We start from the raw sequence: 13,445 nt of genomic DNA on the forward strand, positions 1-13,445 counted from the left end.
AAGGATTCGAACCTTCGAAGTCGATGACGGCAGATTTACAGTCTGCTCCCTTTGGCCGCTCGGGAACCCCACCAGGGGTATACTAATTTGTGAATCTAACGTAATGAATGGTGGTGGGGGAAGGATTATTCGTCGCTTCGCTCCTCACCCTTCGGGCCGTTGCCGTTGGCAACGTTCTCTCGCTTTCGCTCGAGTCGAACCTTAATCGAAGGCTCTCACCCTTCCCAGTAAGTGCAAACTTCAGCATAGCTTATTGGGGTTACTACATCGCTGTAGTGAATAATGGTGGTGGGGGAAGGATTCGAACCTTCGAAGTCGATGACGGCAGATTTACAGTCTGCTCCCTTTGGCCGCTCGGGAACCCCACCAGGGGTAATGCTAGTTACTGGCCTGCTTCCGTTGGAAGCGGGGCGCATCATATCAAATGATGCGCCCCTGTAAAGTATTCCGTTGATAAAAAAGAACTGGTTGCCTGATTTTTACGCGTAAAGATGTAAAGGTAACCAATTAAATTATCAATCGATTACAGAATAATCGTTCGGTTGCCGTAAACAAACACGCGTTGAGCCAGCACTTGATACAGTGCGCGGCTTAATACATTTTTCTCAACGTCACGACCCGCACGCATCATGTCTTCTGCGGTGTAGGTGTGATCAACGTGAATCACGTCCTGCATAATGATTGGACCTTCATCGAGGTTATCATTCACGTAGTGAGCCGTTGCGCCGATGATCTTCACACCGCGCTCATAAGCCTGATGGTAAGGACGAGCACCAATAAACGCCGGCAGGAATGAATGGTGGATATTGATAATCTTATTCGGGAAGCGTGAAACAAACGTTGGCGTCAAAACGCGCATGTATTTTGCCAGCACGACATAGTCTGGTTGGTGCGCGTCGATAGCGTCGGCCATTTTCTGGTCGTGTTCGTCACGCGTTAAACCTTCGTGGCTGACCAGCTCAAACGGAATATCAAACCGTTCAACCAAAGGGCGCAGCGTTTCGTGGTTGCCGATAACTGCCGCGATTTCAACATCCAGACCGCCATAATTGGCCTTCATTAACAGGTCGCCCAGACAATGTGCTTCCTTGGTGACCAAAATGACGATACGGCGGCGTCCTGCTGGCGTTAATTCACGAATGGAGCCATCGGGTAAGGCGCTATCCAGATCGGCAAGCAGCGTGACGTCGTTAAAAATACCCTCCAGTTCGGTACGCATAAAAAAGCGCCCGGTACGGTGGTCCACGAACTCATTGTTTTGCACGATGTTCAGTTCATGCTTGTAACAGATATTCGTAATGCGTGCGATCAGACCTTTTTGGTCAGGGCAAATAGTACGCAGCACTTTTCGTTGTAATGAATGCATTTGCAGCGGTGATCCTGTTGAGAATGTTTGCAAAATTGATACTGTCGGGCGTTGATTAGCCGCAGCACTTTTTAAATTTTTTACCGGAGCCACAAGGGCAGGTATCGTTTCGTCCAATTTGAGGGCGTGTACCGTCTATATAGTACCACTGACCGTTTTCTTTTAAAAAACGAGAGCGCTCGATAATTGCGCCTGTTTTACCTTGTTCAGAAAACCGTGCAACAAAGCTGACATAGCCGACATTATCTGTGTCTGCCGTGTCTTGTTCAAAAACGGTCAGCCCGAGCCATTCGGTGTGGGCAAATCCTGCGATAATGTCGTCGCGAAACGCGGCGGCATGACAGTCCGGATGCCAGGTTCTGATAAGGTAATCTGCGTCTTTCATCACAAAAGCGCAGTAACGAGAACGCATGAGATGTGACGGCGTAGGTGCTACTTGCGCGCCGGACACATAACGGTAGCAACATAGGCTATACTCGACAGCGCTACCACAGGGACAAAGCTGAGACACAAAGTACTCCCTGGAATAAAAAAACGGCGTAAAAACGCCAGAGTGGCACTATGTTAACTGAGCGGTAGCGATGTTGCTACGTCTGCAAGCCAGGGGAAGTTTGTACGTACAATGAGAAAAATAAAAATTGGGCTGGCGCTAGGTTCCGGCGCGGCGCGAGGTTGGTCGCATATTGGCGTTATTAAAGCCCTAAAGCATATGGGCATTGATGTTGATATCGTGGCAGGGTGCTCCATTGGTTCGCTGGTTGGTGCAGCCTACGCATGCAATAAGTTACCTGCTCTAGAACAGTGGGTTTGTTCTTTCAGCTATTGGGACGTTTTACGTCTGATGGACCTCTCGTGGCGCAGGGGCGGTTTACTGCGTGGTGAACGGGTTTTTAATCAGTACCGTAATGTCATGCCGGTAGAAGCGATTGAGCAATGCACCCGACGTTTCGCCACAGTGGCAACTAATCTGAGTACGGGGCGGGAGCTATGGTTCACCGAAGGTGATTTGCACCTGGCTGTCCGGGCCTCCTGCAGTATTCCTGGATTGATGTCTCCCGTGGCGCATAATGGTTACTGGCTGGTCGATGGCGCGGTGGTGAATCCCGTTCCTGTGTCTCTAACCCGTGCGCTGGGCGCCGACATCGTTATTGCCGTTGATCTGCAACACGATGCGCATCTCATGCAGCAAGATTTACTCTCCTTCAACGTCAGCAGTGATACCGAAACGAGTGAGGATGCTGACGAACTCTCATGGCGTGCCCGCCTGAAAGAGCGCTTGAGCAATATAACGGCCAGGCGTACGGTGACCGCGCCGACGGCGATGGAGATCATGACGACGTCTATTCAGGTTCTGGAAAACCGTCTGAAACGTAACCGTATGGCCGGTGACCCGCCAGATATCCTGATTCAGCCGTTCTGTCCGCAAATATCCACGCTGGATTTTCACCGTGCCAGCGCAGCAATTGCTGCCGGACAACTGGCGGTCGAGAAGAAAATGGATGAGCTTCTACCCCTGGTGAAAACCAACGTCTAACGCATTTTTTTATCAACACTTAAGCAAATTCTGACAGGCGTGAGTAGCAATAGCATGCCACTATTTAGTAAAGCCAGTCAGGGGGGAGAATATGACGCAGCCATTGGTCGGAAAACAGATTCTTATCGTTGAGGATGAGCCGGTATTTCGCTCACTCATGGACTCATGGTTTTCCTCTTTGGGAGCGACAACGGCGGTAGCTGGCGACGGACTTGAAGCACTGGATTTACTCGGGCATTTTAAACCCGACCTGATGATCTGCGACCTGGCTATGCCGCGCATGAATGGTCTCAAGCTGGTGGAGTATCTGCGTAATCGTGGCGATCAGACCCCAATCCTGGTGATATCAGCGACGGAAAATATGTCCGACATAGCCAAAGCGCTACGATTGGGTGTCGATGATGTTCTGTTAAAGCCGGTGAAAGATCTTAATCGCCTGCGAGAAACGGTCTTTGCCTGCCTGTATCCCAATATGTTTAATTCACGCGTGGAAGAAGAAGAGCGGCTATTTCGCGACTGGGATGCGATGGTTGGTGATCCTGCTGCTGCAGCGAAGCTGTTGCAAGAATTACAGCCTCCGGTGTCGCAAGTGATTTCGCAATGTCGGATCAACTATCGCCAGCTGGTGGCCGCCGATCAGCCGGGGCTGGTACTGGATATTGCGCCGCTATCGGACCATGACCTTGCGTTTTATTGTCTGGATGTGACGCGGGCAGGGGATAATGGCGTTCTGGCGGCATTATTACTGCGAGCGCTATTTAACGGTTTGCTGCAGGAACAACTGGCGCATCAAAATCAACGATTGCCAGAGCTGGGTGCGTTATTGAAACAGGTAAACCATTTATTGCGTCAGGCTAATTTGCCCGGACAATTTCCTCTGCTGGTTGGCTATTACCACAGCGGATTAAAAAACCTGATTTTGGTATCAGCGGGGCTGAATGCGACATTAAATACAGGTTCCCACAATGTACAAATCAGCAATGGTGTTCCATTAGGAACCTTAGGGAATGCATATCTTAATCAACTGAGCCAACGTTGCGAGTCCTGGCAGTGCCAAATTTGGGGGGCTGGGGGTCGCCTGCGCCTGATGTTGTCTGCGGAATGAACAACCGATAGGAGTGGGAATGAAATTGGCTCACCCCCCTCATGTTGTGAGTGCTACTATCAGCGCCAGGTTTATTCGTATTTATCTTAATTATACCGATGCGCGTCCTTTTCAGACCAGAAGCTTGTCGCGGTACTGATATACTTGGATGCGATACAGATTGATGAACACGTTCAATACATGAACAGTCCAGGAGAGTTTTAAATGGCTGCCCTTAATTCAAAAGTCAAAAAGGCCGTTATCCCGGTTGCGGGATTAGGAACCAGGATGTTACCGGCTACGAAAGCAATCCCGAAAGAGATGCTACCGTTGGTTGATAAGCCATTAATTCAGTACGTCGTAAACGAATGTATTGCTGCGGGCATCACTGAAATTGTACTTGTAACTCACTCGTCTAAAAATTCTATTGAAAACCACTTCGATACCAGCTTTGAACTTGAAGCTATGCTGGAAAAACGTGTAAAACGCCAGCTTCTGGAAGAAGTGCAATCTATTTGTCCGCCGCATGTCACTATTATGCAGGTGCGTCAGGGGCTGGCCAAAGGTCTGGGCCACGCGGTATTGTGCGCGCACCCGGTTGTTGGCGATGAGCCGGTTGCCGTTATCCTGCCGGACGTGATTCTCGACGAATACGAATCTGATTTATCACGCGACAACCTTGCCGAAATGATTCATCGTTTTGATGAAACAGGCAGCAGCCAGATTATGGTTGAGCCGGTAGAAGATGTTACCGCTTATGGTGTTGTTGATTGTAAAGGCGTGGAATTAGCGCCAGGCGAAAGCGTACCGATGGTTGGCGTTGTTGAAAAACCGAAAGCGAATGTTGCGCCATCTAATCTGGCCGTGGTGGGACGCTACGTCCTTAGTGCGGATATCTGGCCTCTGCTGGCAAAAACGCCTCCAGGAGCGGGTGACGAAATTCAGCTGACCGATGCTATCGATATGCTGATTGAAAAAGAAACGGTTGAAGCTTATCACATGAAGGGCAAAAGCCATGACTGTGGTAATAAGCTGGGCTATATGCAGGCGTTCGTTGAATATGGTATTCGCCATAATACTCTCGGCGCTGAATTTAAAGCCTGGCTGGAAGATGAGATGGGTATTAAGAAGTAACCTCCTGGTATTATCAGGTCTGAACGGTGCTGCTAATCCAGCACCGTTTTTTTATACCTAATCCGGGTAGGGACTGTGTGAAGTACAGGTAAAAAAAATCCCGCCAGTGGCGGGATTTTAAGCAAACTATTTCTGAATTATTCCTTGATCAGGAAATCGTCCAGTTGTTTACCTTGTTCTTCCATCGCTTTTTTGATCACAGCCGGTGTACGACCCTGGCCAGTCCAGGTTTTAGTTTCACCGTTTTCGTCAACGTAGCTATATTTAGCCGGACGCGCAGCGCGTTTAGCTTTGGTGCCAGATTTAACAGCAGCCATGCTATTCAGCAGTTCGTTCGGATCAATGCCGTCAGCGATCAGCATTTCACGATATTGTTGCAGTTTACGAGTACGTTCTTCAACTTCAGCAGCTGCAGCGCTTTCTTCTTCACGGCGCTCGCTAACAACAACTTCTAATTTTTCCAGCATTTCTTCAAGCGTTTCCAGAGTACATTCTCTTGCCTGCGCACGAAGAGTACGGATGTTGTTCAGAATTTTAAGTGCTTCGCTCATTGTAGTAATCTCAAACTTATATTGGGGGTGGTTTGTTGAGCTAATAATAGAGCGATAAATTCAGTTGTGCAATAGCCAGGAATGTAAGGAATTCAAAATTGCGCTTTATTTAGTATCAGAATTAATTCATCTGTCTTAAATTCACCACGATGTTGGGCATAAAAAAGGCTTATTGGTGAGGGGGCTTCTCCGCGGCTGAGAGTAAAAATTCAAGATTCAGGTCACATTTTATGGTGTACAAATAGTATCTCTTTGCAGTGATTTCAACCTTTTGTATTAGTTTTGCTTACATGAATTCACTAATACATGGTGACAGTGGGTAGATTCAATAACAATAAGGAAAGGGTTTCTTTATTGCCGCAAGAAGATAAGTGGCATGGATAAATTTCATGAGCACTATTTGTGAAAGAGTGTGTATATACCCGTCCAGTTTCAGGCTGCCTGAGCTATGTCTGAGTGTACTCACGCTCCCTTGTAGCTTAAAGGGTCGGTTATTTAGGCGTCACTGAGCGAGTATGCACGTGCATTTATACGCCTTTGCGGACAACGCTACACCGACACTTTCGTGAAATATGCTACAATCCCGCCCATATTTATTTCCCCGGGTGAGGGCCTACGCTCAATGGCACAGCTATATTTTTACTATTCTGCAATGAATGCCGGTAAGTCGACTGCATTGCTGCAATCTTCGTACAATTATCAGGAACGTGGGATGCGTGCCGTTGTATATACAGCGGAAATTGATGACCGCTTTGGCGCTGGAAAAGTAAGTTCACGTATAGGTCTGTCGTCACCTGCAAAATTGTTTAACCAAAATTCATCATTGTTCGAAGAGATTCGCGCTGAGAATGAACAGCAAAGAATTCACTGCGTACTGGTGGATGAGTCGCAGTTTCTGACTCGACAGCAGGTTTATGAATTATCTGAAGTGGTCGATCGGCTGGATATTCCCGTGCTGTGCTATGGGTTGCGCACAGATTTCCGCGGTGAGTTATTTGGCGGTAGCGAATACCTGCTGGCATGGTCAGATAAACTGGTTGAATTAAAAACCATTTGTTTCTGTGGGCGTAAGGCCAGCATGGTGTTACGACTTGATCAGTCTGGAAGACCTTATAATGAGGGCGAGCAGGTGGTGATCGGTGGGAATGAACGCTATGTATCTGTATGTCGTAAGCATTATAAACAGGCACAGTCTGAGGGTTCTCTGACGGCGATACAAGAACGGCATTGCCACGACTAACTCTACGCGCTTCTGGGCGCTTATTAGCACAGGGTAGGCTTACGACCATTCGCTAATGTTCGCTACCCTGTCAGGCTCTCTCCTGACGATATTCTCATATCCTCCTGGTCACACTTCTCTACATGTCGCTGAATGGGTCATACGCCGATTCTAAAAAAGCAAGACGTAAAAAAAACGGTCCCATCAGGGACCGTTTATGGTGAAACTAAAACTTATCTGGACGAATTAAGCGGATTTCTTCGCTTTCTTCTCAGCTTTCGGTGCTGCTACTGCTTCAGTCTTAGCGGCGGCCTGGCCTTCGCTGTATTCGCGACCGTAGTAGGTATCCAGCAGGATCTGTTTCAGTTCAGCAATCAGCGGATAACGTGGGTTAGCACCAGTACACTGGTCATCAAACGCATCTTCAGACAGTTTGTCCACGTGTGCCAGGAAGTCAGCTTCCTGAACGCCAGCTTCACGGATAGACTTAGGAATACCCAGTTCAGCTTTGATTTCTTCCAGCCAGGCCAGCAGTTTCTGGATTTTTGCAGCAGTACGGTCACCCGGTGCGCTCAGACCCAGATGGTCTGCGATTTCAGCGTAGCGACGACGAGCCTGCGGACGGTCGTACTGGCTGAATGCAGTCTGTTTAGTCGGGTTGTCGTTGGCGTTATAACGAATAACGTTGCTGATCAGCAGGGCGTTCGCCAGACCGTGAGGAATGTGGAACTGAGAACCCAGCTTGTGCGCCATTGAGTGACATACACCCAGGAAGGCGTTAGCAAACGCGATACCGGCGATGGTTGCTGCACTGTGTACACGCTCACGCGCTACCGGGTTTTTAGAACCTTCATGGTAAGACGCTGGCAGGTTTTCTTTCAGCAGTTTCAGCGCTTGCAGAGCCTGACCGTCAGAGAACTCAGAAGCCAGTACGGAAACGTAAGCTTCCAGAGCGTGAGTTACTGCATCCAGACCACCGAACGCACACAGTGACTTCGGCATATCCATAACCAGGTTGGCGTCAACAATCGCCATATCCGGAGTCAGCGCATAGTCAGCCAGCGGATATTTCTGACCCGTTGCATCGTCAGTAACGACCGCAAACGGAGTTACTTCAGAGCCGGTACCGGAAGTGGTGGTGACGGCAACCATCTTCGCTTTCACGCCCATTTTCGGGAACTTGTAGATACGTTTACGGATGTCCATAAAGCGCAGCGCCAGTTCTTCGAAGTGGGTTTCTGGATGTTCGTACATAACCCACATGATTTTCGCGGCGTCCATCGGGGAACCACCACCCAGCGCGATGATCACGTCTGGTTTGAAGGAGTTAGCCAGCTCAGCACCTTTACGTACAACGCTCAGAGTTGGGTCAGCTTCAACTTCAAAGAACACTTCGGTTTCAACGCCAGCAGCTTTCAGAACAGAAGTGATCTGGTCAGCGTAGCCATTGTTAAACAGGAAGCGGTCGGTCACGATCAGCGCACGTTTGTGACCATCGGTAATCACTTCATCCAGTGCGATTGGCAGAGAGCCACGACGGAAGTAGATAGATTTCGGAAGTTTGTGCCACAACATGTTTTCAGCTCGCTTAGCAACGGTTTTCTTGTTGATCAGGTGCTTAGGACCAACGTTTTCAGAGATGGAGTTACCACCCCAGGAACCACAACCCAGAGTCAGGGAAGGCGCGAGTTTGAAGTTGTACAGGTCACCGATACCACCCTGAGATGCTGGGGTGTTAATCAGGATACGTGCGGTTTTCATCATCTGACCGAAGTAAGCAACACGTTCTGGCTGATTGTCCTGGTCGGTGTACAGGCAAGAGGTATGACCGATACCGCCCATCGCAACCAGTTTTTCAGCTTTAATAACGGCGTCTTCGAAATCTTTCGCACGGTACATTGCCAGCGTTGGAGACAGTTTCTCGTGAGCAAACGGTTCGCTTTCGTCAACAACTTTAACTTCACCAATCAGAATCTTAGTGGTTTCTGGTACGGAGAAGCCTGCCAGTTCAGCAATTTTGTATGCCGGCTGACCAACGATAGCCGCGTTCAGCGCGCCATTCTTCAGGATAACGTCCTGGACTGCTTTCAGCTCTTTGCCTTGCAGCATGTAGCCGCCGTGAGTTGCGAAACGCTCACGCACTGCGTCGTAGACGGAGTCAACAACGACAACAGACTGTTCAGAAGCACAAATTACGCCGTTATCGAAGGTTTTAGACATCAGAACAGATGCAACAGCACGTTTGATATCAGCGGTCTCATCGATAACAACCGGGGTGTTACCTGCGCCTACGCCGATTGCCGGTTTACCAGAGCTGTATGCTGCTTTAACCATGCCTGGGCCACCTGTTGCAAGGATCAGGTTGATGTCCGGGTGGTGCATCAGCGCGTTAGACAGTTCTACGGAAGGTTGATCGATCCAGCCGATCAGATCTTTCGGGGCGCCAGCAGCGATGGCTGCCTGCAGAACGATGTCAGCTGCTTTGTTGGTTGCATCTTTAGCACGTGGGTGCGGAGAGAAGATGATGGCGTTACGCGTCTTCAGGCTGATCAGAGATTTGAAGATTGCAGTAGAAGTCGGGTTGGTGGTTGGAACGATACCGCAGATGATACCGATCGGTTCAGCAATGGTAATGGTACCGAAAGTGTCGTCTTCAGACAGCACGCCACAGGTTTTTTCGTCTTTATATGCGTTATAAATGTATTCGGAAGCGAAGTGGTTTTTAATCACTTTATCTTCGACGATGCCCATGCCAGATTCGGCAACGGCCATTTTCGCGAGAGGGATTCGAGCGTCTGCGGCGGCCAGAGCGGCGGCACGGAAGATTTTGTCAACCTGTTCTTGAGTGAAACTGGCATATTCACGCTGGGCTTTTTTTACGCGCTCTACAAGTGCGTTAAGTTCAGCGACATTAGTAACAGCCATAATGCTCTCCTGATAATGTTAAACTTTTTTAGTAAATCATCTGCTCGATACGAGAGTATAGACAGACCGACGAAAATTTGTGTAACGTTTTGAAAATCAAACGGTTAATTAACGTCCACTTTACCTTGATTTACTAAAATAGCTTATGCACTAGCGCCAGTTAACTCTAACGCGTTATCTCCAGGTGGCGTAAGCAAGATTACTCACTTCTGAGTAGTAATTGCGTGATCTGGATCAAGATTTAGCAAAGCTGACACCTTTCAGCAGGCCCTTTTAGCGTTTATCGGTAAGTGTTAACAAATTGGTGGGATGAATGCTAATAACATTAGCATATTCAATACATATTAATAACACTAACTATTGGTAGCGTATTTACGTAGATATACGCAGATAGGAGGTGAAGTATGCTGACAAAAGGCGTATCTTCAGCGCGGATTTTATCAATTTTTATGACTCATTTTATCCGGCTAACGCTTCGGAGCTAACCGTGATCCAAACGCTATTTGATTTTCCTGTCTATTTTAAATTTTTCATTGGGTTATTTGCATTGGTCAACCCGGTAGGGATCATCCCTGTCTTTATCAGTATGACCAGCTATCAAACGGCTGCTGCGCGAAACAAAACCAACCTCACTGCAAACCTGTCAGTTGCTATCATCCTGTGGACTTCACTGTTCCTTGGCGACGGTATTTTGCAACTCTTCGGTATCTCGATCGATTCGTTCAGGATTGCCGGCGGCATTCTGGTAGTGACTATCGCGATGTCGATGATTAGCGGAAAACTTGGCGAAGATAAGCAAAATAAACAGGAAAAATCAGAAACAGCAATTCGTGAAAGTATTGGTGTAGTGCCACTGGCGTTGCCGCTGATGGCGGGGCCTGGGGCGATAAGCTCAACTATCGTTTGGGGTACGCGCTATCACAGTGCAATTAACCTGTTTGGCTTTTTCGTCGCGATTGCGTTGTTTGCCCTGTGCTGTTGGGGACTGTTTCGCATGGCGCCATGGCTGGTACGACTGTTAGGCCAGACCGGCATCAACGTCATTACGCGTATTATGGGGTTGTTGTTGATGGCTCTGGGGATCGAATTCATCGTGACTGGAATCAAGTCCATTTTCCCCGGTTTGCTTGCCTGATATCCCTCTGCGGGATAAACGGAGCCGCTTGCGGCTCCGTTTCTTTTCATTATTAGTAAAACTTCTCACTAAAGTTGAAAATCAGCATAGTAATAATAAAAAATGCTGATGGTTATTCATTTGTTTATTTACTGATTTTATGAATGTAACACTCATCCGTCCGCCAGAGTGAGTCTGATATCGCTGTTATTTAATTAACATCATACTCTGGGGCTTGCTGAAGGATTATCGAAATGTTATTAGTTATTTCAGCGTTTTATTCAGTTGAATGTGCTAATTAATAACCAATTGTTAAATTTATGTGCATTTTGGCATGATGTTGACTCCGGACAGGGTAGTTAACACCGTGCTTGATGTAGTGCATTGATTTTTATAGATTTATTATAACAGGCCTTCATTCGTAAGACTTTCTTAGTGAGATTTATTTCCAATAAAAGAGAATTGGTTAACAAATTTGTAAAATGTATTGGCGGTTAAGAAACGCATTTGATACTTTCCGGCCAGGTATTATGCAGAAGAATTCACGTTGATGAGAATCATTTGCAGTTAGTTTCTCTCAACAGGGTAATAGCGTGTTTCCGGCAGGGGAGGCACGTAGATAATCGACGTAAGGCGGTCATACGAATCGCCAGAATAAATAAAGTCGGTGATAGCAAGCAGTAAAACAAAAAACGACCTGACGGCAGAAAATCTCCGATGCCGTACAGTGATCCTGACAGGATTAACAGTCTGGTTAAAAAACCAGCCATAATAATGAGGGAGTACAAACACAATGACTAACATCACCAAAAAAAGTTTAGTAGCTGCGGGGATCTTAACTGCGCTAGTCGCTGGAAATGTTGCCACGGCGGCAGTTGTGCCAGCGGGAGTACAGCTTGCTGAAAAGCAGACTCTGGTGCGTAATAATGGTTCGGAAGTTCAGTCGCTCGATCCGCATAAAATCGAAGGTGTACCTGAATCCAACATTAGCCGCGATCTGTTTGAAGGTTTATTAATCAGTGATGTCGATGGCAAACCATCGCCTGGCGTGGCTGAAAAATGGGAAAATAAAGATTTTAAAGTCTGGACATTCCATCTGCGTAAAGATGCTAAGTGGTCTGACGGCACGCCTGTCACCGCGCAAGATTTCGTGTATAGCTGGCAACGACTGGCTAACCCAAATACCGCGTCACCGTACGCCAGTTATTTGCAGTACGGTCACATCGTCAATATTGATGATATTATCGCCGGCAAAAAGCCGGTCACCGATCTCGGTGTTAAAGCTCTTGATGACCATACCTTTGAAGTCACACTGAGCGAGCCTGTTCCTTATTTCTACAAACTGCTTGTGCACTCATCTGTTTCACCGGTTCCTAAAGCCGCGGTTGAAAAATACGGTGAGAAATGGACCCAGCCCGCTAATATCGTCACCAATGGCGCATACAAACTGAAAGATTGGGTGGTCAACGAGCGCATTGTACTTGAACGTAATGCCAATTACTGGGACAACGCTAAAACGGTGATTAACCAGGTGACCTACCTGCCAATTGCTTCTGAAGTGACTGACGTTAACCGCTATCGCAGCGGCGAAATCGACATGACCTATAACAACATGCCGATCGAGTTATTCCAGAAACTGAAAAAAGAAATCCCGAACGAAGTTCACGTTGACCCGTATCTGTGCACCTATTATTACGAAATCAACAACCAGAAAGCGCCGTTCAACGATGTTCGTGTCCGTACTGCCCTGAAACTGGCGATGGATCGTGACATTATCGTCAACAAAGTGAAAAATCAGGGCGACCTGCCTGCGTATAGCTTTACCCCTCCTTACACAGATGGCGCGAAACTGGTTGAGCCAGAGTGGTTCAAATGGTCTCAGGAAAAACGTAACGAAGAAGCGAAAAAACTGTTGGCTGAAGCCGGTTATACCGCTGAAAAACCGTTAACCTTTAACCTGCTGTATAACACCTCAGACCTGCATAAGAAGCTGGCTATCGCCGCGGCATCTATCTGGAAGAAAAATCTGGGCGCCAACGTGAAGCTGGAAAACCAGGAGTGGAAAACATTCCTCGATACGCGCCATCAGGGTAACTATGATGTTTCGCGTGCTGGCTGGTGTGCGGATTACAACGAACCAACCTCCTTCCTGAACATGGTGCTTTCCGACAGCTCTAACAACACCGTCCATTATAAGAGCCCGGCGTTTGATAAGCTGATTGCGGATACGCTGAAAGTGACCGACGAAGCACAGCGTAGCGAACTGTATTCAAAAGCAGAGCAGCAGTTGGATAAAGATTCTGCGATTGTACCGGTTTATTACTATGTGAACGCCCGCCTGGTGAAACCATGGGTTGGCGGATACTCCGGTAAAGACCCGATGGATAATATCCACGTTAAAGACTTGTATATTATCAAGCATTAATGGCAAGACGTGGGGCGATCAAGGTTGCCCCACAGTGTCTTTTTCTTCGAACTATAAATACCTCTTTGGACAAAGAGAGGTATACCCTAAACA

General features: G+C 47.7%; 10 protein-coding genes, 1 tRNA gene and 1 other RNA gene. 6 read left to right on the forward strand and 6 right to left on the reverse strand.

Translation table 11 applies throughout. The features are described 5' to 3' along the window. Nucleotides 1-108: 108 nt before the first annotated feature. The 4 genes from OGV94_RS24660 to OGV94_RS24675 all read right to left on the reverse strand — a co-directional run bounded on the left by OGV94_RS24660 (nt 109) and on the right by OGV94_RS24675 (nt 1,877). A non-coding RNA gene (locus tag OGV94_RS24660) (RtT sRNA) lies at nt 109-240 on the reverse strand. 43 nt (nt 241-283) lie between these two features. After that, nucleotides 284-368 (reverse strand) — tRNA-Tyr (locus tag OGV94_RS24665). A gap of 155 nt (nt 369-523) precedes the next feature. Next, nucleotides 524-1,366, reverse strand: coding sequence for a formyltetrahydrofolate deformylase (gene purU, locus OGV94_RS24670; protein ID WP_006684274.1), 843 nt, complete (start codon nt 1,364-1,366; stop codon nt 524-526). A 55-nt stretch (nt 1,367-1,421) separates the two neighbouring features. Continuing rightward, nucleotides 1,422-1,877, reverse strand: a complete 456-nt coding sequence (locus tag OGV94_RS24675) for a YchJ family protein (protein ID WP_047410765.1) — start codon at nt 1,875-1,877, stop codon at nt 1,422-1,424. A 111-nt stretch (nt 1,878-1,988) separates the two neighbouring features. Between OGV94_RS24675 and rssA the strand changes: the two genes are divergently transcribed. The 3 genes from rssA (at nt 1,989) to galU (ending at nt 5,118) form a co-directional block, all read left to right on the forward strand. Next, nucleotides 1,989-2,900 carry a patatin-like phospholipase RssA gene (gene rssA, locus OGV94_RS24680; protein WP_181230472.1) on the forward strand — a complete coding sequence of 304 codons (912 nt, stop codon included), beginning with the start codon at nt 1,989-1,991 and terminating at the stop codon, nt 2,898-2,900. A gap of 91 nt (nt 2,901-2,991) precedes the next feature. Continuing rightward, entirely contained in the window at nt 2,992-4,005 is a 1,014-nt protein-coding gene (gene rssB, locus OGV94_RS24685; protein ID WP_043016129.1) for a two-component system response regulator RssB, read from the forward strand. A gap of 204 nt (nt 4,006-4,209) precedes the next feature. Continuing rightward, nucleotides 4,210-5,118 (forward strand): UTP--glucose-1-phosphate uridylyltransferase GalU, encoded by a 909-nt coding sequence (gene galU / locus OGV94_RS24690; RefSeq protein WP_016153274.1) that lies wholly within the window; start codon nt 4,210-4,212, stop codon nt 5,116-5,118. Nucleotides 5,119-5,255: 137 nt separating this feature from the next. On the opposite strand, the gene hns is transcribed toward galU, so the two are convergent. Then, a complete protein-coding gene (gene hns, locus OGV94_RS24695; RefSeq protein WP_003020723.1) occupies nt 5,256-5,669 on the reverse strand; it encodes a histone-like nucleoid-structuring protein H-NS in 414 nt (137 codons plus the stop codon). A gap of 622 nt (nt 5,670-6,291) precedes the next feature. On the opposite strand from hns, the gene tdk reads away from it, so the two are divergent. After that, on the forward strand, nt 6,292-6,909 hold the full coding sequence (gene tdk, locus OGV94_RS24700; protein WP_043016130.1) for a thymidine kinase: 618 nt from the start codon (nt 6,292-6,294) through the stop codon (nt 6,907-6,909). Nucleotides 6,910-7,134: 225 nt separating this feature from the next. On the opposite strand, the gene adhE is transcribed toward tdk, so the two are convergent. Beyond that, a complete protein-coding gene (gene adhE, locus OGV94_RS24705) occupies nt 7,135-9,813 on the reverse strand; it encodes a bifunctional acetaldehyde-CoA/alcohol dehydrogenase (RefSeq protein WP_043016131.1) in 2,679 nt (892 codons plus the stop codon). A gap of 487 nt (nt 9,814-10,300) precedes the next feature. Between adhE and ychE the strand changes: the two genes are divergently transcribed. Together ychE and oppA are read left to right on the forward strand one after the other, a co-directional pair. Further along, nucleotides 10,301-10,948 carry an NAAT family transporter YchE gene (ychE, locus tag OGV94_RS24710; RefSeq protein ID WP_003020714.1) on the forward strand — a complete coding sequence of 216 codons (648 nt, stop codon included), beginning with the start codon at nt 10,301-10,303 and terminating at the stop codon, nt 10,946-10,948. Between the two features lie 772 nt (nt 10,949-11,720). Continuing rightward, nucleotides 11,721-13,352, forward strand: a complete 1,632-nt coding sequence (oppA, locus tag OGV94_RS24715) for an oligopeptide ABC transporter substrate-binding protein OppA (RefSeq protein ID WP_047410770.1) — start codon at nt 11,721-11,723, stop codon at nt 13,350-13,352. Nucleotides 13,353-13,445: the final 93 nt, after the last annotated feature.

The sequence above is a fragment of the Citrobacter sp. Ce006 genome, assembly GCF_030336535.1.
Taxonomy (GTDB): domain Bacteria; phylum Pseudomonadota; class Gammaproteobacteria; order Enterobacterales; family Enterobacteriaceae; genus Citrobacter; species Citrobacter europaeus.

Coding starts and splice junctions, on each gene's coding strand:
- purU (WP_006684274.1), bottom strand. CDS start 1,366: ATGCATTCATTACAACGAAAAGTGCTGCGTACTATTTGCCCTGACCAA.
- rssA (WP_181230472.1), top strand. CDS start 1,989: ATGAGAAAAATAAAAATTGGGCTGGCGCTAGGTTCCGGCGCGGCGCGA.
- rssB (WP_043016129.1), top strand. CDS start 2,992: ATGACGCAGCCATTGGTCGGAAAACAGATTCTTATCGTTGAGGATGAG.
- galU (WP_016153274.1), top strand. CDS start 4,210: ATGGCTGCCCTTAATTCAAAAGTCAAAAAGGCCGTTATCCCGGTTGCG.
- hns (WP_003020723.1), bottom strand. CDS start 5,669: ATGAGCGAAGCACTTAAAATTCTGAACAACATCCGTACTCTTCGTGCG.
- tdk (WP_043016130.1), top strand. CDS start 6,292: ATGGCACAGCTATATTTTTACTATTCTGCAATGAATGCCGGTAAGTCG.
- adhE (WP_043016131.1), bottom strand. CDS start 9,813: ATGGCTGTTACTAATGTCGCTGAACTTAACGCACTTGTAGAGCGCGTA.
- oppA (WP_047410770.1), top strand. CDS start 11,721: ATGACTAACATCACCAAAAAAAGTTTAGTAGCTGCGGGGATCTTAACT.